Raw genomic sequence first — 22,421 nt, forward strand, 5'->3', positions numbered from 1 at the left:
AGGATGGCCCTCATGTCAGAGACCATCAAGATTTCAGCAACCGTCCGCACCGACTTCGGTAAGGGCTACGCCCGCCGTATCCGCATGGCCGGTGACATCCCCGCAGTTATCTACGGCCACGGCGAAGAGCCCAAGCACGTAGTACTACCCGGTCACGCAACCACCATGGCAGCCCGTGTGCCCAACGCAATCCTCGAACTTGACATCGAAGGTGACTCACACCTGGCCATGATCAAGGACATCCAGCGTCACCCCATCCGCCCCGAACTGCAGCACATCGACCTGCTGACCGTTAAGCGCGGCGAGCGTGTTGAGATCGAGGTTCCCGTACACATTGAAGGTGAACCCGCCGTTGGTGCCGTTGCAAACCAGGAAGAAACCGTACTGCTGGTTGAAGCAGACGCCCTGAAGGCACCTGAAGCTCTCGTTGTTAACATCGAAGGCCGCGAAGCAGGCGCACACGTTCTGGCTTCCGACGTTGAACTGCCCGCTGACGTCACCCTCGTAGCAGATGCAGAACTGCTGGTTGTTAACATCTCCGAGCCCGCTGAACTCGACGTCCCCGAGGTCGGCGAAGAAGGCGAAAACGCACCCGAAGGTGCTGAAGCAGACGCTAAGGTAGACGAAGCTAAGTAAGCTCTGTAACTACCTCACCTCTTTGTAAGGCCCGTACCGTAGTCAACGACGGTGCGGGCCTTCTCTTAGCTCGATAGACTCTTTACATGCTTACCGGATTCTTGCGCCGTAGGAAGGGCAAAAATATGTCAGATGCATGGCTCATCGTTGGTCTGGGGAACCCTGGCCCAGAGTACGCTGCAACCCGTCACAATATCGGGCAGATGGTGCTCGATGAATTAGCGAACACCGTTGGCGGTAAGTTCAAAAAGCACGGTAAAGCTCGTGCCCAGGTTTTAGAAGGACGCCTGGGTGTGGGTGGCGCGAAAGTTGTGCTGGCAAAGCCTCTCACCTACATGAACGTATCGGGTGGGCCCGTCTCTGCCTTGGCCCAGTTTTATGGCATCGACTCCGAAAAAATCATCGTGGTGCACGATGAGCTTGATATCCCCTTCGATTCCATCAAACTAAAAATCGGTGGGGGAGAGGGCGGCCATAACGGCCTGCGTGATATTAGCAAGGCCCTGGGGACTAAGAATTACTACCGGGTGCGTACTGGTATTGGTCGCCCTCCGGGGCAGATGCAGACAGCTGATTTTGTGCTGAAGCCTTTTACAACCGCGGAGAAGAAAGATTTACCTTTCCTTATCTCTAATGCGGCTCATGCTGCAGAGATGCTGATTAAAGAGGGCCTCTTGGGCGCTCAACAGCGCTACCACGCAGCGTCATAGCATCAGCCAGCACGTTTCTAGCCGAGAGCTAAGCCCTATAGCGTAGCCTTACTACCAATTCCGCCCCGCAGGGAATAGGCTAGAAAAATGTGCCGTTATATCAGGCGTACCCAATGGAAAGGTAAACACAGTGGCTAGCCAATACCGCACCCCAGCCGGGGCAGAGCTCACCAATGAGCTCGTTACCGAACTACGCAAGGACTACCCCATCCTCAGTCGTGAGGTCAACGGCCGTCCCCTGGCCTACCTCGATACCGGAGCCACCAGTCAAAACCCCCTGCAGGTACTGGATGCCGAACGTAACTACTACCTCGGCGTCAACTCAGCCGTCCACCGCGGTGCCCACACCCTGGCCGTTGATGCCACTGACGCCTTCGAGGACGCCCGCCGCACCGTAGCCTCCTTCATAGGCGCAGCAGAAAACGAACTCGTCTGGACCTCCAACGCCACCGAAGCTATCAACCTGCTCACCTACTCCTTCGGCAACGCATCCGCTGGGATAGGTGGGCAGGCCGCTACCCGCTTTGCCCTAGGGGAGGGTGACGAGATCGTCACCACCGAGCAAGAACACCACGCCAACCTCATCCCCTGGCAGATCCTGGCTGCCCGCACCGGGGCGAGCCTGCGCTACATCCCCGTCACCGATGAAGGGCTCATTGACTACGAAGCTGCCGAGAAAATCGTCACCGAACGCACCCGCGTCCTTACTTTCACCCACGTCTCTAACGTGGCAGGGTCCATCACCGATGTAAACTTCATGGTCTCCCTGGCCAAAAAAGTTGGGGCGCTCACCGTACTGGATGCTTGCCAGTCAGTGCCGCATATGCCCGTAGACGTCAAAAAACTCGGCGTAGACTTCGCAGCCTTCTCCGCCCACAAAATGCTCGCCCCCACCGGAATCGGTGCCCTCTACGGCCGTAACGAGCTACTAGAGGCCATGCCCCCCTTCCTCACCGGCGGGTCCATGATCACCAAGGTCACCATGACCGAAGCCAAATGGATGCCCGCCCCCATCAAATTCGAGGCAGGAACCCAACGCGTCTCCCAAGCCGTCGCCTGGGCCGAAGCCATCCGCTACCTCCAGCACCTAGGCATGGAACAAGTCCACGCCTGGGAAACCAAACTGGGGCAGCTCCTAGCTGAAGGCGTCAGTTCCATTCCCGGCGTCCGCCTCATAGGGCCAGCAGCCGACCAGCCCCGCGCAGGGCTCACCTCCCTCCACCTTGATGGAGTGCACCCCCACGACGTCGGTCAGCTCCTTGACGAACAAGGCATCGCCGTGCGCGTAGGCCACCACTGCGCCCAACCCCTCCACCGGGCCCTGGGCATCACAGCCTCCACCCGCGCCTCAGCCTACATCTACAACACCACCCACGATGTAGAACGCTTCATCGAAGAACTCTCAAAGGTACGCCGCTACTTCGGCTACACCGACTAACACCAACCAGCCACAGAAAGAAGAAACAGCATGAGCGGCCTTGAACAGCTCTACCAGCAGATCATTCTCGAACACTCCAAGCAGCGCTCCGGAGAAGGCCTCATCGACCCGGCAGCTGGAACCTGCACCGCCACCAACCACCAATACAACCCCACTTGTGGCGACGAGATCAACCTGCGTGTCATCCTCAAAGACGACCAGAAAACTATCGACTCCATCTCCTGGGAAGGTGACGGCTGTTCCATCTCCATGGCCGCTGCCTCCGTCCTCTCAGAGATGGCCCCTGGCATGAGTACCCAAGAATTTCAAAAGCTCATCGATGACTTCCGCGAAATGCTCCGTTCCCGCGGCCAAATCGAACCCGACGAAGAAACCCTGGGCGATGCTGCAGCCTTCGCCGGTGTCTCCAAGTTTGTTGCCCGCGTCAAATGCGCCATGCTCTCCTGGGTGGCTGCTGAAGAAGCCACCAAGGAAGCCAGCAAACCCTAACCGGTACTGTCCCCCAAAGTGACCCCGCAAGTGTCCTTACCCTGCCGCGCACCTTAACGTAGGGTTAAAAGCGAAACACACCTGTGCTAAAGAGTTGCGCGTTCGCACCGCGCCCGCTCTCATACATTCTTAGGGGAAAATATGAACATCGGTTACGCTGCTGGAGCCTTCGACCTATTTCACGTAGGCCACCTCAATATTCTGCGCCAGGCCAAGAAAAACTGCGACTACCTCATCGCTGGGGTAGTCTCTGACGAGATGCTAGAACTCACCAAAGGGCGCAGGCCCATGGTGCCCCTAGCCGAGCGCATGGAAATCGTTGCCCACATCGACTTTGTGGACGAAGTACGCGCCGAAACGGTAGTCGACAAACTCGAAACCTGGGAGCAAGTAGGCTTCAACACCTTCTTCAAGGGAGATGACTGGAAGGGAACCCCTCGCGGCATCGACCTGGAAAAGCGCTTCGCCCAGGTCGGTGTGCAGGTTGTCTACTTCCCCTATACCTCCCACACATCTAGCACCCAGCTACGGCAAGCCCTGGAAGCTCTCAACACCCCCATAGCAGCCGCAGCCTAAAAGGGTCAAAGACCACACAAAAGACAAGGACGCCCCGCCCTCCTTCCTCTATTCGTTAGGGGAGTGGAGCGCGGGGCGTCCTGGGTATCTAGAGGCTCCTAGTAGTTAGCCTTAATGTACTCTTCTGCGCTGGTGCCCAGAGTTGAGAAGACACGGCCAATCTGAGGCTCAGCGGCAGCAGCAATCTTCTTGCCCACCAGAGGAATAGAGCACTTGACCTCACCATCGACCTTAACCTCGGTGGTCTCACCGGCAGGGGTGAGGGTCTGGGTTGCCTTACCGGTAACGGGAATACCCTTAACAGATACCTCAGAATCTACGGTGCGAGAACCATCGGCTGCAGGGGCTGAGACACGGTCAACCTGTGAAACAGCGACACCGTTTGATACACCAGGGATTTTCTTGGCCATATCAGGGATACGGTCTGCGGGGATAGCGCGCACAGTGGTAGCAGTGAAAGCACCAGCGGGATCCCCATCAAGAGAGAAGGACTCGAAGGAGATGCGGACCTTTTCGCTGGCGAAACGAGCGAAGTTCTCATCTGCAAAAGCGCGAACTACATCGTCGATAGAAGCGTTGATAGTGGTTGAACTCTGAACAGCCATGGGCTCTCTCTTTCAGGGGCGGTGATAAAAGGGTCGTACCCTATTCTACGGGGTCGGCTTGAGGGCGTGAAAGCGTGGGGCGGCCTTGCTTACTGAGAGCGGAATCCGGCGATAATCTGCCCGGCCCGGCGCAAAAAACCGCTGTTGTCGGCAGAACCTAAGTCTTCTAACTTCGCTGAGAGGTTATCTGAAGCCTGATCACTACCGGGAACCCGGTAGGTGCCCCGCAGCGAACCGGGGTCGGCAAAGGCCGCGTCCAGCTTATTGCAGAGATCTTCAGGGCTGGTGACCACGATAGTTTCACCGTGACTTTCCATCACCCGGGAGAACTCTACCTGGTGGTTATCAACGACCTCATCGAGATCAGCCACCCGGGGTACAGCCAAAGGAATAGCTCCAACCTCACGGGCATCAAGAATGGAACCAGGGCCACCCTGGACCAGCACCACCTTAGCGGACCGGTAGAGATCAAGTAGCTCAGCGCGCGGCATACGCTCCACAGCCTCCGCATGCTGGGGCGGGGCCGTAAAACCGTGCTGCACCAAAGCTCTTACCTGGGGTCGGTCCGCCAGGTAGGTATCAACCCAGGTGATGAGACGATCAAAGTGGTGGTGGTCGGTGCCCAAAGAGACAACTAGGTCGTAGGCTTTAGCCGGGTTTAGGGCAGGTTCAAAAGCGTCTGTCACAGGAGCCTCCTAAAGAATATGGCCAATATTGACGGCTTCGGGGAAGGTCTTCTTCTGCTCCTCCCACTGCACCACAAAAAGGTCGCTCATGGGGTAGCACATGCGCCCGGTGAGAGTGGGCATGGTGATACGGTCGTAGGCCTCAATAAAAACGGTTTTGATGCCCAGTAGCTTGGCAATGATGAAGAAGGGAACAGCTACCGCAGCCCCGGTAGAAATCACCGCATCGGGCCGCTCTTTGCGCAGCACCCGCCAGGCTACCCTCACATTGCGAATCGCATTAGGGATATTACGGGTGGTGGGGAAATGCACCCAGTAGGTGCGCTCGCCGTCCAGGGCTGCTTTGACTTCCGGTAGCTCGAAGGTTGCCCAGGCACGGTCGTGTTCTTTCCAGAATTTATCGAGGGCTATGAGCTGGGCTAGGTGGCCGCCCGCGCTTGCAGTGAGAAGTACTTTCATGGCTATTTATTTCTGGGTGGGAGTATCGAAGTAGACGGGAATGACCTGAGTTGTGCTAGCTGGCGTCATCTCATCAAAGAGCCTTTGGACGCTCTTGAGCCTGCTCTGAGACGTGAAGGGTAAGAGCAGCACTCGGGTGTGATCGGCAGCAAGCAGTACCTTGGCAACTGATGCTGATTCAGGTGCTTCAATGAGCACCGGGGCATTCTGGTCGATGTAGTCCTGAAGGTTGCCTAACCCCAGGGCGTTGAAAGTAGCAGTATCTGTCAGCACGTAGCTGTTATCGGTAAGGAGGTCGGTCAGCAGGGAAGTCAGCGAGGCTGCTACATGGGGGGTGGGGGAGAAAATCGTCACCCCCTGCAACTCTGCCTGGGTGAGGCGCCCATCTGCTAGGCCGATGCGGCGTAAGAGGTGGGCAGCTGATTCATGTTCAGCCTCGCGGCTGATAACGGAAACAGGGGAGCCTGAAATTTCTGCCAGGCGTTCGGAATAGCCCAGGGTAGGGTTGGCCCGGTCTACCAGATAGGCCAGGAAAAGACCGAGCAGCAGGCCCATAGCCGCGCCGATAAAGATGGTCTGGGCCAGACTGAAGTTTGAGGGTTCACTGGGCACCTGGGCCTCTGAGATGATAGTGCCACTCTCAGTGGAAGTCGCTTCGAGGGTAAGAATCGCCTGATCAACGAGGGACTTATCCATGCCCTGTGAGACAGCGTCAATGTTTTCTCGGGTCTCTTCACGGCTAGCACGCAGGGTATGTGAACGGTGATTCAGGTAGGCACGAGCAACAGTGTTAGCGATATCTGCAGCTTCATCAGGGTTCTTGGCATTGACGATAACATCAAGAATGGTGCTATTTGAGTGACCGGCAGCAGTAACCTGCTCTTTCAAATCTGCCACATCCATACCCAGCTCATCCGCCGCTGCCTGCAAGACCACACGAGATGAGGCGATAGCTTCTTCCGTATCCATATCGATAGAACTGAGAGCAGCGCGCAGGCCACTGGCACCGGCACTAGGCTGAGTGACGTTCACAACGGCCTTCGCCTCATACGATTGGGGCAAAGCTAGACCCGCTACCGCCCCCAAAGCTGCAAAGATGAGAGTCGTCATCACCACAACAAGCTTGTGTCGTAGGATGCGGCGGGCAGCAGCCCCCAACGAAACGGGGGTGGTCTGCTGACCGGTGGCTCTAACTCGTGAAGAGCGTTCCATAGATGTTCCTTCCCTAGGAGTGTATGGGCCTAGCGGCGAAGTTTACGAGTGATTGAACTGACGAGAGCTTCCAGACCAACTGCCTGACGGAAGCGATAAATAAGCGCCAGATAAAGAGGAATAAGAAGCAGCACATAGATAGCCACAGCTAACAGACTCTGCCCCCACACCATGAGAATAAGAGCCGCACCCAGCCCCGGCGTCAAAAAGGCTAAAGCCATGACCGGCAGCACCTCACCCAGCCGCGGGCAGATACCCAGCTTGCCATAAACCTGGACCGTAGCTAAAGCGCAGTCAGTTAGGACGGCCGCCGCCCACGCTACCGCAGCCCCAGCAAGACCCCACAGCGGAATCAAGACCAGGTTCAAAACCAGCGCCACCACCAAAGCCGACAGCTTGTTATAAAGCTGCCAGCGGGCGCGTCCGCTCATCAAGAGAACCGACTGCACCCCACCAGCTGCCATCTGCACCAACATGGCGACACCAATAATAAAGAAAAGGGGAGCACCAGCAGTAAAACCCTCACCAAAGAAACCCAAAAGGACCGGGCCAAAAGCTGCAAGAGTAATGAAAAAAGGCCAACCCACGGCAACAAGAATACGGGTAGCAGAAACAAAAATCTCACGGGCCCGCCCCTGATCCCCCCGGGCAATAGCCGCTGAAATATCAGGCCCCGTCACCACACGGGCAGTATGCTCAACCATGGCACCCACCCGCACACAACGGTTCACAGCGCCATAAACACCACTAGCGGCAGGGCCCAAGAAAAGACCAATCAGAACCACATCAACCCACTCCAGCACGACCTCCACCATAGCCGATACTCCACGAGCAGAGCTAAAAGCCCAGAAAGAACGAGCCGACTCAGGCGGCGCCACAGCAGAAGCCAGCACCTGCCCCACCGCAAGATGGCGGGCCTGGTAATCGGGGACGTCCCCCTGGTTCGGCATATACCTGCGCACCCAAAGAACAGCCAGCCCACAAACCAGCACCAGCGGCACAGCCCAAGCCAAAGCCAGATAAGCGATAGCCCCCGAAAAAGTAACCGCCAGCATAACAGCCCCAATGCGCAGAGTAGGCAGCAGAGCCGACTGCAAAAAAGTAAACTCCACCGTATGCCCCAACCCACGCAGGGCACCAAAACACAAGGTCATCCAGGCCGAAACCACCACAAAGGGGGCCGCCACAAGAATAGCCGCACGGACGTCCGCCCCCAGACCCGCAGACACAGCCGGTAAAGCACACACCAAGGCAGCAAGAGCCAAGACCACCGCGACAAGAGTAGCTGGCCCGAAAGCAAAACGCATCAACTGCGGCAAAGTCGAATAACGGCCCACCGCCCGCTGCGCACTCATGGTACGCACCAGCCCAGTATCGGCACCAAAAACACACAGCGAGGTAGCAACCGCAAAGAAAGCCATCACCTGGAAAAAAGCACCAGCACCGGCCTCTCCCACCCCGTTAGAAACAATCAGGGTCGCCACAAAAGCTGCGGCAGAACCATACATCACATAGAGAGAAGAAAAAGCCCCACTGCGGGCAAGTGACCTAGCCACTACAGACCCTCCCCGTACATGCGAGAACGCATCATCAAAGCCACCGACAACATCAGCACAGTCAACTGAATCACGTCAAAAGAATAGAAAAAAACAACAGCCAGCGCCGAAACAATCACCGAATGAACCCATATACCGGTCATCGACGCAATATTCCAAGTATTAACCAAAACCGACACCAGATAGAGCAAAAAAAGCCCCAGCCCCACAAAACCAAAGCAAAACATCATCGCCCACACCTGCCCCTGAGTACCCATCGAGACACCCACACTATCGGCCATCTTCGACGTACCATACCCCACCAGCGGCGACCGCAAAGTGTATTCAAAGGTCAACTCATAGAGCGAAGCCCGCCCACCAGTAGAGTCAGAATACTCCTGACGGCCCAAAATATCACCGACAGCCCCAGACACCAACAGGTAGGTCACCACACCCACACCCAACACAGCACCAATACCCAAAGCCCTCCAGTCACCCTTGAGCAAGAGCCGCAACAGCACATAAGCAAAGGCAGACCCAAGCCCAATAAACATACCCCGGTTAGAAGTCGCCACAGCAGGAACCAGCGACAAAGCCACCGCAAAGCCCAAACCCCACTGAACCTTCTTCGACCGCACACCAGTCATCACCGCAAACACCACAGGAGTCAGCAGAGCATAAGCCAGGCCCCAAGAATTAGCGTAAGGAAAAGGCGCAGACGGGCGAATATAAGCCACCGCAGCACCCCACGGCCACTGCACCTCAGCCATCGGCGGAAGCACATAATCCCTCACCAACTCATTATTGAGCAAGGCCCCCGGCAGAATAAAACTCATAGGGGTCGGCAGACGAAACTCCGGGAAAACCAAGGCCACATACCCCAAAACCACCACCGTAAACCAAACGGTCAAAAGACCGCCGAGCAGAACATGGTTAGGGACGCGCTCGCGGGCATTGAAAAAATAGAGGGTATAGATGCCCACGTTAAAGAGGTTCATATAACGCTGGAACCAGCCCAAGAACTCCGAGGCAGTATCAACCGACACCACACAAACAAGACCCCAGAACATGAGCGCAAACCAAACCCATAGGGTGGAGTGCACCAGCACATGACGGCGCATCACCATCAGCACAATCATTACCGCTGCCAGCAGAGTAGGGGCAAACTGCATCAGACCCATAGCCCACACCAGCGGGAACCCATAGAGCAGAACCAGAATAGGCCAAGCCGGTAAGGGGGCACCGGCAGTTGGCGCAACAGCGGTTAAAAACCGGTTGTGGCGGTGAGTAGGAGTCAAGACAGTCATAAGAATTTAGAGACCTCGGCCGGTCTTATTCACAGCAGCCAGCAGAGCAGAAGGGCTCATAAGACCCAGCGCAACGGGCAGTGCAGCCCAAGCCCGCAACTGGGTGAGGTCCCGGCGCAAGGTAGCACGCACATAAGCCAGGGCCAGCTTCTTCTGGCCCAAAGCCGCATAAATAAAAGCAATCTGACCCGAGATACGGGCCAACCCCCGAGGGTCAGTCTCAAACTCGGGGAACTTACGCAAGAGATAGGTCAGGCCCGCAGCCATGTTCTCCCACTTCCCGGCAAAGAAGGACGGCCGATCCCAGAGCACCAGCACCAGCGGCTTCTCTACCGAATAGATATCGCCGAACTTTGTGGCGCGCAGCAGCAAATCATAGTCCTCGCCGTAGGCAGCTGGAAGGTCCTCATCTACCAGCCCCACGCGTCCTAACAAATCTGACCTGCGGTAGAGCATGGCTGAAGGGTGAATCTCAGTGATACGAGAACGCAGAAAATCCTTAAAAGTAGCGCGGGCAGGGGCTAGCCGGTCAATGTCCTTACCTCCAGAGCGCACACGAATACCCGATGAAATCGCAACCGCCTGCGGAACCTGCTGCCAGAGCTCTAACTGGTCAACAAGCTTGGTGGGCAGCCAATAATCATCGTCGTCACAGAACCCTAAAATCTCACCCGAAGCTGCCTCAATACCGGTGTTACGGCCACCAGCTAACCCCTGGGGACGGGTATTAGCAAGAGCCCGCAAGGAGCGGTTCTCAGGGACCGAGACATCGTTCAAAGAATCAATGTCAACATGGTCAAAAACCACCAGAACCTCAACCGGGCCAGTATAGGTCTGATCAAAAAGAGCAACTACGGCAGTACGCAGCAGCTCAGGACGCTTGCCATTGGTGGCAATAATGACAGAAACCTTCTGCATGCTTTAGACACCTGCCGGCTGAGAAAGAGTAAGAAACTTACGGCGCATCGACAGCAGCACAGTGGCAGCATTGGCCACAAAGAGTAGGCCATAGACTAGCACAAAGCCCAGACCGGTACCCCAGAAGATAAAAATCCAGCAGAAGGTGCCAGCATCCATGTGCAGGTTGACGAAAGATCGAAGTGTACCCCCGGTAGCAGGGGCCGCAGTGCCCCGATGATTGTGTAACTGCTCAGCTAAAATCTGGCTCATAAAATGCCCTGCAACCAGCACGGTAAAGGCCAAGGGCAACCACCACAGTTGCCAGCCAGTGAGAGGAAAAGCCTCCGGGTACTTGATGAAACCCACCAGAATGGTCAGGTGCATAGCGGGAGTGCGCATAGCATCCACCACATGGTCAAGCCACTCACCAGCGGGGGAGGACGCACCGGTCACTCGAGCTACCTGACCATCTGCTGAGTCCAGGGCATAGCCCAGAGCAAAGAGCAGAGCTACACCTAAACCTAGAAAAACTGTGGGTGGGAAGAGAACCATCAGCAGCATACCTGCCACCGAGACACTGGCGCTCAAGGCTGTCACCCCATTGGGGCCAAGACCAATCTTGACCGCAGCTGCAGCAAAAACGCGTGCAATACGGCGATTAACCCACCGGGTATAAGCTGGCACCCCGGCACCAGATTTTTGGGCGGAGTTAAGCTGTGCCAATGTTTCCCTGAACCCGCGAGGGGGCAAAATGTGAGTGCTTGTCATAAACCCTAGATAATCCTTGAACGTGTGTGTGAGAGACCAAGAAAGCCCCCGCGGCTAGTGCTACCAGTACCTGCGGTAAGCCAGGTAGCTTCACAGTAGTAGCCAGCCCAACTACCTAATCTTAGGTGAACAGCTGAACTAGCAAAAGGCGAAAACCAGCCCACAAAATGTGCCCTCCACGTCAGGGGATTACCCCTAACCAGCCCACCAAATAAAGAGTAAGAGCCTCGTACGCTTCTGCTATTTCATAGGGCCTGTGGCCCGTGTTCTAAGAACACGGGCCACAGGCTTACCTCACTAAGCAGGGCAGCAACCTTACTTGGTCCGCAGAACCGCTTCCATATCGAAAGTGGCGCTTTGAGAACGGCGGTAAGAGTGAACCTCAACAGCAATCACATTCTTACCCTGGTTCAGCTGGCTAGCAGGAATAACCACAGTAATCGGGGTTGCCTTGGCCAGAGAATAGGTCACAGGCTTCCGCGCCGGGGTATTCGGTGCAGCACCGTTCATCAGATTCGTACGGTTAACCTCACGCCCGTTGACGTAGATAGCCAAACCGTCATCTGCGTACGTGGTCAAGACCAGATCCTGATTAGGCTGCGGGGTTAGTTGCAGCTCCTTGCGCAGGAACATAGACATGGGCTGGTTGTAGTAGGAGAACTGCAGGTGGGTTGCCAGCGAGAATTCCCCCCAACCAATAGAGGTCGGCGAAACATACCACTGACGGGCGGTGTTGTAGGCGTAGTTGGTAGAACGCCAGGTCTTGTCGTACTCATTGGTCAGTGCGAAAGCAACATTCCAGTCATCGCCTGAGGCAAGAACCTTCTGATCTGCGGGCTTGACCGGTTCAACCGGGGCCACAGGCTCAGCCGGGGCAGGGTTATCTTCAATGACCGGCGGCACAGGTTCTGCGGTAATTTCCTCGATAGGCTTGACGCTAGCCGAAGCGCTAGGTTCAGCAGACGGGGCAGGAGTCGTCGGCTCAGATGCCGGTTCAGACGGTGCCTGGGGCGTGGGTGCAGCGGTCGGCTCACCAGGAGCTTCGGTGGTGGGTTCTACGGTCGGCTCAGGTGCGGGCGCAGGTTTAGCTGCTAGAGCTACCGGGGTAGAAGCTGAGACGTTACCGGCTGCATCTGCAACACGAACGAAGTAGCGGGCGTCCTCAGATGTGGGCAGTCTGTAGCTGGTCTCTGAGGTTGAAGCGATGACCCGGTTATTACGCAGAATCTGGTAGGTGACACCGCGCTCTGATACACCCTTCCAGGTGAGAGTATCGGTAGCATCAGCGGTGGTTACTGCCAGGTTAGAAGCAGCAGCCGGGGCCTTAGCGTCAGCAGGTGCGTAACGGGCAAAGCCTACAGTCTGCTGCACACCCTGGTAGCCCAGTGAACGGGTGATGTCGCCACCTACCCAGAGAGTACCGGTGGAGTCAGTGAAAGAAGCCCAGATACCATGCCCCTTAGCTCCCTGAATGTTGGGGTTGAACTGGGGCAGAATGTCACCGGTCTGAGCGTCGAAAGCGGCAATCAGGCGGATGGTGTTGACGCCCTTATAGGTCGGGGCATCCCAGGGGTTATCGTGGGTGGTGGCTCCTGAGTAAATCCAGTCGCCACAGTGGCAGGAGGCGTACAGGACGCCGTTGTTCATGGAAAGATCCTGGAAGTCGCCACCGCTCTTAGTGATATAGGTAGTGGGACGGTTTGCCAGGTTTGCTTTGTCATACTGGGCCAGAAGATGCTCGGTACCAGCTGTCCAGATAGTTGAACCGGCATCTTGTATATCGAACTGGAACCCGTCGCGGGGGTAGGGGTTCTTTGCTCGGTGGGACAGCGTCCACTCCCACTGCTGGGCGAGGGCGCCGTCTGTGGTGTTAAGGTAGGCCAGTTTCCAGGAGCGCTGATTGTTGACGGTGGAGAAGTAGCCGGCTACGGCAACGCCCTCATCGCTTGGGGAGACACCGTTGACGGTGCCGTTGGTGGTTGGGCGCCAGCCCCAGTCGACCGAGTTATCGTTCAGGCGGAAGCGGGCGATGTTCTTAGAATAAGCGTAAACATCTGAGGTGGAACCCTTCACGTGAGTGAAGTTACCGCCGATATAGACGTAGTTGCCGTGAACGGTGATGGACTTAACGAAGGAAACACCGCTAGCGTTACGGCTCACTACATCCCAGCCCAGGGAAGTATCGGTAGCACCAGTGACCGGGTCAAGAATCACAAAGCCCTTAGCGGGCTGGCCGTTGACCTGGGTGAACTCACCGCCAACTGCCAGTTTGCCGTTGGGCAGGGGCTCAATAGCCTTCACCTGGCCGTTGAGCTGGGGAGTAAAAGTGCGTACCAGCTCGCCGGTATTGACGTTGTAGCCAGCGATAAACTTCTGCTGCACCTTCTCGCCGGTGACAGCATTTTCAACGAAGGCGAAGTCACCGCCGGTGTAGACGGTCTCACCGAGCTGGTTAATGGCCTGCACACGGGTGTTGAGCTCCCCTAGCATGCCTGTGCCACTGTTGGCGCTGGTGCGCCAAAGGACGCGGGAAGAGAAGCTGGCAGGCAGGGCACGCTTGGTTGCCTCTGCGGTGCCGCTATCGGCAATATCGGTCAGCTTCAGGTCTGCCTGGGTGAGCTTGGGGCGCACAAAGACCTGGGTGAAGGGGATAGCGTAACCGGCCAAAGGGGGTGACCACAGGTAAGAGGTGGGGGTGTCGGTGCCGTAGATGAAACGGCCGTAAGCAAAACCAATCTTCCAGGACTGGCTTTTGCGCCCGTAGAAGGTGTTGGAGTAGTAGTAGTCGTTATCGTTGGAGATACGGTTGACCGAGGTGGGGTAGCTACGGTCAGCACCCATCGTTGGGTCGTTATCGTAGCGGATGTTTTCCCAGGGGTGGTAGGCCGAGAGAGTCCAGGACCAGTTCTCGGTCTTGGTGCGCTGTGCGTACATGTTCTGCCAGGTAGTACCTGCTGCGTTACCTGCACGGTAGAAGCGTACCCCATCCGCAAGGTCCTGCACCTTAGTGTCGCCCAGTAGAGCATCCACAGTGGTAGAGGGAAGCTGGACCGGGGTAAAAGCGTCCGTCCCATCAGGGTTGGTGGCCAGCTCTCGGGGGTCACCCTTACCGGCGTAGTCTTCGCTCCAGCCTTCGCGGCCGCGGCCAATCATGACCCAGCCGCCGCCATTGGTTTCCTGGTCGCAGTAGAACTGGGCGGGGGCGTCCATTCTATCGGTCCACAGCCAGTAGGCACCGGATGCGGACTCAGGGTCATTCTGCTTAATTTCCCAGCAGGAGGCTGCCGCGGTTTCGCTCGTCAGACCGTCGGGTACATACTCATTGGTGGCAGTAGCACCGGGCAGAATGGAGATACCAAGGCCCAAGGTGATTGCACCGACGGCGATTTTAGTTAAGAGTGAGGGTTTTTTCATGTGTGTTTAGCAATCTGCGTCGTTGGGGAAGTCATGGGAAGCGATTTTCCAGGCCCCGTTATCTTCTACCAGAGTGAAAATGTTCAGTGAGCGGGTGAACTGCGAATCACTGACAGGGTTGCCGTTTTCATCTAGTACCTTGACCTGGGAGGAATCTAGGCATACTTCAAGAACTTTGGCGGCCTGCCCCTGGTAGTCACTATCTGCTACACGGGGGGTGCCTACTACCGTGGAGTTTCCCTCTACATGCCAGCCCGCCAGCGCGTATTCAGTTGCCGTGGCTAGGTACTGGTCGAGGGCTGCACCGGTGGCTGCTGCTTCAAGCTGCGCGGTGGTTTCGGCGGAGATGTAGCTTTCGACCGCGTCCTCATCGATGTGGACGTTTTCGGTGTCGCTGCTGATCTCATCAGAGGTGTCTTCTGTGCTGGTCAAGGTGCTGGCGGGTTCGATGCCTGCTAGGGCTTCTTGGATGTCGGTGTAGAGTTGCTCTGCATTTTCAACCTCTGGGGCATCTAGGGCGACGTCGCTGGCTTGGGCGAGAGCCTCGGAACCTACGAAGTTTTCGGTGAGGGTTTCACCTGCACTGTTGGTAGCTACCGCGTTTGCGGTGGTGCTGGTGACGGTGCTGGGGTTTTCGCTGCTGTTATTAGGTGAGGTGCAGGCTGCCAGGGCTAGGGTGGCGCTGACACAGAGGGTAAGGACGCCTGCGTGTCGGCTGGGTGCGCGCAGGGCAGATGAGAGAGATGGCCCTAATCGTTTCATTAAGTCCCTAAGAGTTGTGGTGCGTGGATGAGGAAGGCGGGAGGCTACTGGTGCTCTGTGCGATAGGAGCGAGGTTCAACCAGGGGCCTTGCCGGTCATCTCATATTACCGGCTGGTTCTTGTACTGGTCAGTAGATGTGGAGGGAAAATATGAGGTTACTCAGTAGTAACTTATGGGGACAAAATAGTTTTTAATTCAAAAAAATTTAGCCAGACTCACCACCCCACCAAGCCTCAAGAACCGCGAAAATTCCCTCACCCCTCTACCCACCAGGGCTTACCGGCACACAAGGGCCTATGGGATAATGAAGCCTGCACCAACCGGCCATACACTAGGGGAGTGAAGATGTCACTGAGCGGCCTTGCCCAAGCCCTCACCCAAGAGCCCAGCTACACCGCAATCGTCAACCAGGCAGGCGCAGACCCTAAAGCCCGCCTGGACGAATTCCTCATCGGCTCCCCAGACGGGGCCCGCCCCTTTATTCTTGCCGGTATAGCCCAAAAACTTGCCACCCAGGGCGAGGCGAGTAAGCCCGTCCTCTTAGCTGTTACGGCCACCGACCGCGAAGCTGAAGACACCGTCACAGCCCTGAACAGCATCCTGGAACCCGGCCAGGCCCAGCTCTTCCCCGCCTGGGAAACCCTGCCCCATGAGCGGCTCTCCCCGCGTAGCGACACCGTAGGCCAGCGCCTTGCCGTCCTCCGCGCCCTAGCTGAGGGAGACGCGTCCGCCCCACGCGTACTGGTGGCCCCCATCCGCTCAGTACTACAACCCCTAGTTGCCGGCCTAGAAAAAATGCGGCCAGTTACCCTACGGGTGGGGGAAGAACACGATTTTGATGCCCTGACTAAATCTCTTGCAGCAGCCGCCTACTCCCGTGTCGATTTGGTCTCAAAACGCGGAGAATTTGCCGTGCGCGGTGGCATCATCGACATCTTCTCACCGACTGCCGCCCACCCGGCCCGCATCGAATTCTTTGGGGACGAGGTCGAAAATATCCGCTGGTTCTCAGTCGCTGACCAGCGCACCCTACCAACAGCTGACCACCCTACCGAACTACTAGCGCCACCTTGCCGTGAACTGCTGATTACCCCCAGCGTCATGAGCCGAGCAGCCCGACTCAAAGGCTCCTTCCCCGGCGCTGCTGCCATGCTAGAAAAAATTGCTGGCGGTATCTACGTCGAAGGCATGGAATCTCTGATCCCCCTCCTGGTCGATGACATGGTCACCCTGCTCGATCACCTACCCCAAGGTTCTCTACCTCTGATTATTGAGCCAGAGAAGGTGCGCTCGCGTGCGACCGACCTGGTGGCCACCAACGAAGAGTTCCTCCTAGCTGCCTGGGATTCGGTGACTGACAGTACGGACGCCCCCATCGATTTAGGGGCTAACGGCTCTGATGGGCTGAGCGCCGGTAGCTTCCGCACCATTGCCTCCATGAGAGAGAGTGCCCTAACCCGAGGGCTGGGCTGGTGGGCTATCACGGCCCTGGGCGTAGATGATGCCATCGATGACGGTATCGATTCGGTTCAGCTCGCTGCCCGTGCCCCCCACACCTATGCGGGTAACGTGACCGAACTGCTGAGCGAGGTCGGTAAGAAGGTTAAGGACGGCTGGCGGATCACCGTGGTCACTGACGGGCCCGGCCCCCTTACCCGCTTGTTGGATCTTTTCCAGGAGGCTGACATCCCAGCCTCTCGTGTAGAGAGCCTGACCAGCCTGCCGGAGCCTGGCCTCATCGAGATGACCACAGCCTCCATGGGGCGCGGCTTCATGATGGATGGTGAAAAGCTGGGCCTGCTGACTGAAGCAGATATTCTGGGCCGAACCAGCCCCTATGCCACCCGTGATTTGCGTAGCGGCAAACTGCCGGTGCGCCGCCGTAAGAACGCGGTAGACCCTATGAGCCTATCTGCCGGTGACTACGTGGTGCATGAACAGCACGGTATCGGCCAGTTCGTTGAGCTGATTCAGCGGCCCATCGCCGGGGCCACCATCACCCCCGGCCAGCCCAAGCCCATGAAAGAATACCTGGTGCTGGAGTACGCCCCCTCCAAGAGGGGCGGGCCTAAAGACCGTCTTTTCGTGCCCTCTGACCAGTTGGATCAGGTGTCCAACTATGTGGGTGGCGATGCCCCGGTGCTCTCAAAGATGGGCGGGTCGGACTGGGCTAAGACTAAGTCCAAGGCCCGCAAGGCTGTTAAAGAAATTGCTGCTGACCTGATTAAACTCTACTCAGCCCGGCAGGCCTCCCGCGGGCACGCCTTCGGCCCAGATACCCCCTGGCAGCGCGAGTTAGAAGAAGCCTTCCCCTACAATGAGACCCCTGATCAGCTGTCTGCTATTAACGAGGTTAAGGCTGATATGGAGCGAGAAATCCCCATGGACCGCCTCATCTCAGGCGATGTAGGCTACGGCAAGACCGAAATCGCTGTGCGCGCTGCCTTCAAGGCAGTACAGGACGGTAAACAGGTGGCCGTCCTTGTGCCCACCACCTTGCTAGCCCAACAGCACTATGAGACCTTCACCGAACGATTCTCCGGTTTCCCGGTTTCTATCAAGGTGCTCTCTCGCTTCCAGAAGGCCAAAGAGTCTGCCGAAATCGCTGAAGGTATTAAGAACGGGTCAGTGGACGTCGTTGTAGGCACCCACCGTATTCTTTCTGAGTCTGTGGACTGGAAGGACCTGGGCCTGGTCATTATCGATGAGGAGCAACGCTTCGGTGTAGAACACAAGGAAAAGCTTAAAACCATGCGCACCAATGTGGATGTGCTGGCCATGAGTGCCACTCCCATCCCGCGTACCTTGGAGATGTCCCTGACCGGCATCAGGGAGACATCCACCCTTGCCACCCCGCCTGAGGAGCGCCACCCCGTCCTGACCTTTGTAGGGCCCCGCACCGATAAGCAGATTACCGCCGCTATTCGCCGTGAGCTCATGCGCGAAGGCCAGGTCTTTGTGGTGCACAATCGGGTCTCCACCATTGAAGAGACCGCCAACGAGATTCAAAAACTTGTTCCTGAGGCCCGCATTGCAGTGGCCCACGGGCGTATGAGCGAATCCCGTCTTGAAAAAATTATTGTGGACTTCTGGGAACGTAAATTTGATGTGCTGGTTTCCACTACCATTGTTGAAACTGGCCTCGATATCTCCAACGCCAACACCCTGATTGTGGATCAGGCACAGAACTATGGCCTCTCCCAGCTTCACCAGTTGCGCGGACGCGTGGGCCGCGGCCGCGAGCGCGCCTACGCCTACTTCCTCTACCCGGCCGAAAAAATGCTGACTGAGGTCGCCCATGAACGGCTTAAGGCAGTAGCCACCCACAATGAGCTGGGTGCCGGTATGCGTCTGGCCATGAAAGACCTTGAAATTCGTGGAGCCGGTAACCTGCTTGGTGGTGAACAGTCTGGCCATATTGCCGGGGTGGGCTTTGACCTCTACCTGCGCCTGGTTGGTGAGGCTGTGGCTAACTTCCAGCACGGGGAGAAGGAAGAGGCCCCTGCAGAGATTAAGGTTGATTTGCCGGTTAATGCCCACATGCCTCATGACTATGTGAGCTCAGAGCGTCTGCGTCTGTCGGCCTACCGGCAGATTGCCCAGGCTCAGAGCGCAGAAGAACTGGTAGAGGCCCGCGAAGAACTGGTGGACCGATATGGTACCCCACCGGCACCGGTTGAAAATCTTTTCAAGGTTGCGGCCCTGCGTCATCGTGCCCGCGCCGTGGGTCTGACTGAGATTGTGGCGATGGGCCCCAAGGTGCGCTTCTTCCCGGTCAATGATTTGCCGGAATCTCGTCAGATGCGACTTGAGCGCATGTACCCCGGTGCCCAGTACCGTCAAGTACCGGGCACCGAGAACTGGCAGATTTTGGTGCCCCGCCCTAAGACCTCTGCTGTGGGGGGTAAGGACCTGGTAGATGATGCCATGGTGGAGTGGACTGAGCAGTTCATCCACGCCATCTTTGAAGCTGGTGTCTCAGGCTCATAGAGGAGGGCGGCCCACCTGCAGAAGGTGGGCCGCCCCTTACATAACTAGACGGTCAGGTCTCTCTATTTGAGGTAGAGGTCTGTACCGCCGAGGTGCTGCTTCTCGTTGGTCTTGGAGGGCAGAATCCATAAGGGGACGATAAAGGTGAGGCCGTAAAGGAGAACAGCTACGGTCCACCAGAGCCAGCCACCTTCAGGGTACATGCCCAGGGTGTAGAGGCACCCTAAGAGTAGTACAAAGCAGAGAATGAAGAGGGCGATATTGGAGCCCAGTTCCTGAGTGCCTGAATACTGGGGCGCGCCGCTACGGGCAGGGGCACCAGATTCCATTCTGAAGGATTCAACATTGGAGCGTTTTTCAGCATCCGACTGGGTAGAGGTCGTAACCATGGGGGAGTCCTTTTCGTGTGTGTACTTTAGTACTCAGTATAGGTGCTACAGACGTGATGTGCACCATGGGTGCAAAGGTGAAGGGGGTCTTAGTAACCGCCCTGATCGGCCTGGCCCGCACCAATAATGGAAATGCCCTTGGATGCCCCGATACGGGTGGCCCCGGCTTCAATCATGGCCAGTGCTTGATCGCGGGTACGTACCCCACCAGAGGCCTTCACCCCCATATCGGGCCCTACGGTAGCGCGCATCAGGGCAATGTCTTCAACGGTGGCACCGGCAGAAGAATAGCCGGTGGAGGTTTTAACGAAATCTGCCCCGGCCTCAACAGCGGCCTGGCAGGCCAGAACCTTCTGCTCATCGGTCAGCTCAGAGGTCTCAATAATAACTTTCAGTAAGGCACCACCGGCATGGGCAGCCTCAGCTACAGCCTTAATATCAGCTACCAGGGCATCCTTCTTACCTGCTCGGGCATCAGCAATATTGATGACCATATCCACCTCGCGAGCCCCTGCCTCAACGGCGGTCTTGGTCTCGAAGGCCTTGACCACGGTGGCGCTGGCACCGAAGGGGAAGCCGACCACCACGCAGGGTACAGAGGTAGACCCGGCCAGTTCTTCTGCCAGGAGAGGAGCCCAGATGGGGTTAGCGCAGACGGAGGCAAAACCGTACTGCTTGGCCTCGGAACAGAGACGGCGGATATCTGCCTCTGAGGCTGAGGGGGCCAAGATGGTGTGGTCAATCATGGCCGCTAGCTGAGCTGATGAAAGGTCAAGAGTCATTATATTTTTTCCTCCAGGGTAGATTCGTTTAGAGGCCCAGGGCCGCTGTCATATCGGCCTTCAGCAAGGCTAACTTGGCCGCTGCAAGGGTGCGGGCATCACTAACAGAAGCGGTGACAGGCACGATAACCTCCAGGTAGCACTTGAGCTTAGGCTCGGTACCTGAGGGGCGGACGATGACGCGGCTAGAATCCTGCGTGTAATAGCGCATACCGTCGGTCGGGGGAAGAGTCTTACTGCCCTGAGCCAGATCCTCAACCGATACCACGGGGGAGTTGGCAAGCTCTGCGGGCGGGTGAGCGCGCAGGCGCTGCATCATGGCCGGGATCAAGGCTAGATCTTCAACACGCACAGAAAGCTGGTCGGTGGCGTACAGGCCGTACTGGGCGGCAATAGCATCAAGGAGAGCTGGGAAGGAGGAGCCTGCGTCCTTCAGTTCTTGCGCGTAATCGGCCATGACGAGGGCCGCTGAGATACCGTCCTTATCGCGCACCTGGGCATGATCAACACAATAGCCCAGGGCTTCCTCGTAGCCGAAGGTGAGGTTTTCCACCCGGGCAATCCACTTGAAACCGGTCAGAGTCTCATGGTGGGTTACCCCAGCGGCCTTGGCGATAGCCCCGGCTAGGCGGGAGGAGACAATCGAGTTAGCGAAAGTGGCGATGGAAGGGTCAGTGACGGACGCCAACACCCGGGTCGCTAGGATAGCCCCGACCTCATCGCCACGGAGCATAACCCAGGTTCCATCACGTTTCACGGCGAAAGCTGCGCGGTCTGCGTCCGGATCATTGGCAATAATCAGATCGGCATCAATCCTCTGGGCTAGGGCCATAGCCAGGTCCAGTGCGCCGGGCTCTTCGGGGTTAGGGAAGGCAACAGTAGGGAAATTCGGGTCAGGTTCAGCCTGCTCCGGCACCAGGGTAACGTGAGTGAAACCGGCCTGGTGCAGCACAGCTTCAGCAGTTTTGCCGCCCACACCGTGCAGGGGGGTCAGTACGATTTTGAGGTCGCGCTCTTTCTTCTCCACCAGGGGGGTGACCCGGCTCATGTAGTCACTGACGATACTCTCAGGCAGTACCGACCAGCCCTCAGTAGCCAGCACCGGGGTAGTGACGGCAGAAATGGCAGCAGCGATATCCCCATCGTAGGGTGGGATAATCTGGGCACCGCGAGCAGCAGGCTCAACGGCTGCTCCGCCCAGGTAAACCTTGTACCCGTTGTCATTCGGTGGGTTGTGGGAGGCCGTGACCATCACCCCGATCTCGGCCCCGTATTCGCGGGTGGCCCAGGCGGTAACGGGTGTGGGCAGTGCCGAGGGCATTAGGTGAACCTCGATGCCGGCGGCGGTGAAAATAGCGGCGGTATCGAGGGCAAAGACGTCCGAGTTCTTGCGGGCATCAAAACCCACCACAGCAGAAATTTTCTCCCAGCCCTCAGCGGACGCCCGCGCGGTCGCGTAGTCTGCCAGGCCCTGGGCTGCACGCTGAACCACGACCCGGTTCATGCGCATGGGCCCAGCGCCGAGTTCAGCTCGCAGACCTGCGGTGCCGAACTGTAGGGTCCCTGAAAAACGGTCAGCTAAATCGGCGGTAGCAGCTTCATCACCGGATTCAACCTGGTTGATCAGGCCCTCTAGTTGGGCCTGAGTCTCGGCATCGGGGTCAAGACCAGCCCAGGTGCGGGCTTGCTCTAGTAGCTGCTGAATATCAAGTGGCTGAGCATCGAGTGACTGAGTATAAAGTGGCACGGGGGTTCCCTTCGC

General features: G+C 57.3%; 19 protein-coding genes. 6 read left to right on the top strand and 13 right to left on the bottom strand.

Features of this window, described 5'->3' with window-relative positions:
• The first annotated feature begins 12 nt into the window (after positions 1-12).
• From ACED87_RS00760 to ACED87_RS00780, 5 genes are all read left to right on the top strand, one after another.
• Entirely contained in the window at positions 13-636 is a 624-nt protein-coding gene (locus ACED87_RS00760; protein WP_449089440.1) for a 50S ribosomal protein L25/general stress protein Ctc, read from the top strand.
• Between the two features lie 125 nt (positions 637-761).
• Entirely contained in the window at positions 762-1,346 is a 585-nt protein-coding gene (pth, locus tag ACED87_RS00765) for an aminoacyl-tRNA hydrolase (protein ID WP_449089441.1), read from the top strand.
• 130 nt (positions 1,347-1,476) lie between these two features.
• Positions 1,477-2,784 (top strand): SufS family cysteine desulfurase, encoded by a 1,308-nt coding sequence (locus ACED87_RS00770; protein ID WP_449089442.1) that lies wholly within the window; start codon positions 1,477-1,479, stop codon positions 2,782-2,784.
• A 30-nt stretch (positions 2,785-2,814) separates the two neighbouring features.
• Complete coding sequence (sufU, locus tag ACED87_RS00775; RefSeq protein WP_449089443.1) at positions 2,815-3,273, top strand: Fe-S cluster assembly sulfur transfer protein SufU; 459 nt, start codon at positions 2,815-2,817, stop codon at positions 3,271-3,273.
• Between the two features lie 141 nt (positions 3,274-3,414).
• Positions 3,415-3,849, top strand: a complete 435-nt coding sequence (locus ACED87_RS00780) for an adenylyltransferase/cytidyltransferase family protein (RefSeq protein ID WP_449089444.1) — start codon at positions 3,415-3,417, stop codon at positions 3,847-3,849.
• A gap of 98 nt (positions 3,850-3,947) precedes the next feature.
• Here the strand turns inward: ACED87_RS00780 and ACED87_RS00785 are convergent, their stop codons facing one another.
• The 10 genes from ACED87_RS00785 to ACED87_RS00830 all read right to left on the bottom strand — a co-directional run bounded on the left by ACED87_RS00785 (position 3,948) and on the right by ACED87_RS00830 (position 15,497).
• Positions 3,948-4,454, bottom strand: coding sequence for a DUF2505 domain-containing protein (locus ACED87_RS00785; RefSeq protein WP_449089445.1), 507 nt, complete (start codon positions 4,452-4,454; stop codon positions 3,948-3,950).
• An 89-nt stretch (positions 4,455-4,543) separates the two neighbouring features.
• Complete coding sequence (locus tag ACED87_RS00790; RefSeq protein WP_449089446.1) at positions 4,544-5,140, bottom strand: glycosyltransferase; 597 nt, start codon at positions 5,138-5,140, stop codon at positions 4,544-4,546.
• Positions 5,141-5,149: 9 nt separating this feature from the next.
• A complete protein-coding gene (gene pssD / locus ACED87_RS00795; protein ID WP_449089447.1) occupies positions 5,150-5,599 on the bottom strand; it encodes a PssD/Cps14F family polysaccharide biosynthesis glycosyltransferase in 450 nt (149 codons plus the stop codon).
• Between the two features lie 6 nt (positions 5,600-5,605).
• Entirely contained in the window at positions 5,606-6,811 is a 1,206-nt protein-coding gene (locus ACED87_RS00800) for a Wzz/FepE/Etk N-terminal domain-containing protein (protein ID WP_449089448.1), read from the bottom strand.
• Positions 6,812-6,840: 29 nt separating this feature from the next.
• Positions 6,841-8,367 carry a lipopolysaccharide biosynthesis protein gene (locus tag ACED87_RS00805; RefSeq protein ID WP_449089449.1) on the bottom strand — a complete coding sequence of 509 codons (1,527 nt, stop codon included), beginning with the start codon at positions 8,365-8,367 and terminating at the stop codon, positions 6,841-6,843.
• Positions 8,367-9,653 (bottom strand): O-antigen ligase family protein, encoded by a 1,287-nt coding sequence (locus ACED87_RS00810; RefSeq protein WP_449089450.1) that lies wholly within the window; start codon positions 9,651-9,653, stop codon positions 8,367-8,369. The genes ACED87_RS00805 and ACED87_RS00810 overlap by 1 nt, the downstream gene beginning before the upstream one ends.
• A gap of 6 nt (positions 9,654-9,659) precedes the next feature.
• The gene (locus ACED87_RS00815; protein ID WP_449089451.1) at positions 9,660-10,571 is read right to left on the bottom strand and encodes a glycosyltransferase family 2 protein; all 912 of its coding nucleotides are present in this window, start codon (positions 10,569-10,571) and stop codon (positions 9,660-9,662) included.
• A gap of 3 nt (positions 10,572-10,574) precedes the next feature.
• Positions 10,575-11,276, bottom strand: a complete 702-nt coding sequence (locus tag ACED87_RS00820) for a CDP-alcohol phosphatidyltransferase family protein (protein WP_449089452.1) — start codon at positions 11,274-11,276, stop codon at positions 10,575-10,577.
• A 360-nt stretch (positions 11,277-11,636) separates the two neighbouring features.
• The gene (locus ACED87_RS00825) at positions 11,637-14,735 is read right to left on the bottom strand and encodes a fibrinogen-like YCDxxxxGGGW domain-containing protein (protein WP_449089453.1); all 3,099 of its coding nucleotides are present in this window, start codon (positions 14,733-14,735) and stop codon (positions 11,637-11,639) included.
• A 6-nt stretch (positions 14,736-14,741) separates the two neighbouring features.
• Positions 14,742-15,497 carry a hypothetical protein gene (locus ACED87_RS00830; RefSeq protein ID WP_449089454.1) on the bottom strand — a complete coding sequence of 252 codons (756 nt, stop codon included), beginning with the start codon at positions 15,495-15,497 and terminating at the stop codon, positions 14,742-14,744.
• A 346-nt stretch (positions 15,498-15,843) separates the two neighbouring features.
• On the opposite strand from ACED87_RS00830, the gene mfd reads away from it, so the two are divergent.
• Positions 15,844-19,488: a transcription-repair coupling factor gene (mfd, locus tag ACED87_RS00835; protein ID WP_449089455.1), complete on the top strand. Its 3,645-nt coding sequence runs from the start codon at positions 15,844-15,846 to the stop codon at positions 19,486-19,488.
• A 62-nt stretch (positions 19,489-19,550) separates the two neighbouring features.
• Here mfd and ACED87_RS00840 read toward each other — a convergent pair whose 3' ends face one another.
• The 3 genes from ACED87_RS00840 to ACED87_RS00850 all read right to left on the bottom strand — a co-directional run bounded on the left by ACED87_RS00840 (position 19,551) and on the right by ACED87_RS00850 (position 22,406).
• Positions 19,551-19,877, bottom strand: coding sequence for a hypothetical protein (locus ACED87_RS00840; protein WP_449089456.1), 327 nt, complete (start codon positions 19,875-19,877; stop codon positions 19,551-19,553).
• A gap of 89 nt (positions 19,878-19,966) precedes the next feature.
• The gene (gene deoC, locus ACED87_RS00845) at positions 19,967-20,659 is read right to left on the bottom strand and encodes a deoxyribose-phosphate aldolase (RefSeq protein ID WP_449089457.1); all 693 of its coding nucleotides are present in this window, start codon (positions 20,657-20,659) and stop codon (positions 19,967-19,969) included.
• Between the two features lie 28 nt (positions 20,660-20,687).
• Positions 20,688-22,406, bottom strand: a complete 1,719-nt coding sequence (locus ACED87_RS00850; protein ID WP_449089458.1) for a phospho-sugar mutase — start codon at positions 22,404-22,406, stop codon at positions 20,688-20,690.
• Between the last annotated feature and the right edge of the window lie 15 nt (positions 22,407-22,421).

The sequence above is a fragment of the Rothia sp. 32237D007AR genome, assembly GCF_053544675.1.

Coding starts and splice junctions, on each gene's coding strand:
- pth (WP_449089441.1), top strand. CDS start 762: ATGTCAGATGCATGGCTCATCGTTGGTCTGGGGAACCCTGGCCCAGAG.
- mfd (WP_449089455.1), top strand. CDS start 15,844: ATGTCACTGAGCGGCCTTGCCCAAGCCCTCACCCAAGAGCCCAGCTAC.
- ACED87_RS00840 (WP_449089456.1), bottom strand. CDS start 19,877: ATGGTTACGACCTCTACCCAGTCGGATGCTGAAAAACGCTCCAATGTT.
- ACED87_RS00815 (WP_449089451.1), bottom strand. CDS start 10,571: ATGCAGAAGGTTTCTGTCATTATTGCCACCAATGGCAAGCGTCCTGAG.
- deoC (WP_449089457.1), bottom strand. CDS start 20,659: ATGACTCTTGACCTTTCATCAGCTCAGCTAGCGGCCATGATTGACCAC.
- ACED87_RS00785 (WP_449089445.1), bottom strand. CDS start 4,454: ATGGCTGTTCAGAGTTCAACCACTATCAACGCTTCTATCGACGATGTA.
- ACED87_RS00825 (WP_449089453.1), bottom strand. CDS start 14,735: ATGAAAAAACCCTCACTCTTAACTAAAATCGCCGTCGGTGCAATCACC.
- ACED87_RS00810 (WP_449089450.1), bottom strand. CDS start 9,653: ATGACTGTCTTGACTCCTACTCACCGCCACAACCGGTTTTTAACCGCT.
- ACED87_RS00800 (WP_449089448.1), bottom strand. CDS start 6,811: ATGGAACGCTCTTCACGAGTTAGAGCCACCGGTCAGCAGACCACCCCC.
- ACED87_RS00760 (WP_449089440.1), top strand. CDS start 13: ATGTCAGAGACCATCAAGATTTCAGCAACCGTCCGCACCGACTTCGGT.
- sufU (WP_449089443.1), top strand. CDS start 2,815: ATGAGCGGCCTTGAACAGCTCTACCAGCAGATCATTCTCGAACACTCC.
- pssD (WP_449089447.1), bottom strand. CDS start 5,599: ATGAAAGTACTTCTCACTGCAAGCGCGGGCGGCCACCTAGCCCAGCTC.
- ACED87_RS00780 (WP_449089444.1), top strand. CDS start 3,415: ATGAACATCGGTTACGCTGCTGGAGCCTTCGACCTATTTCACGTAGGC.
- ACED87_RS00830 (WP_449089454.1), bottom strand. CDS start 15,497: ATGAAACGATTAGGGCCATCTCTCTCATCTGCCCTGCGCGCACCCAGC.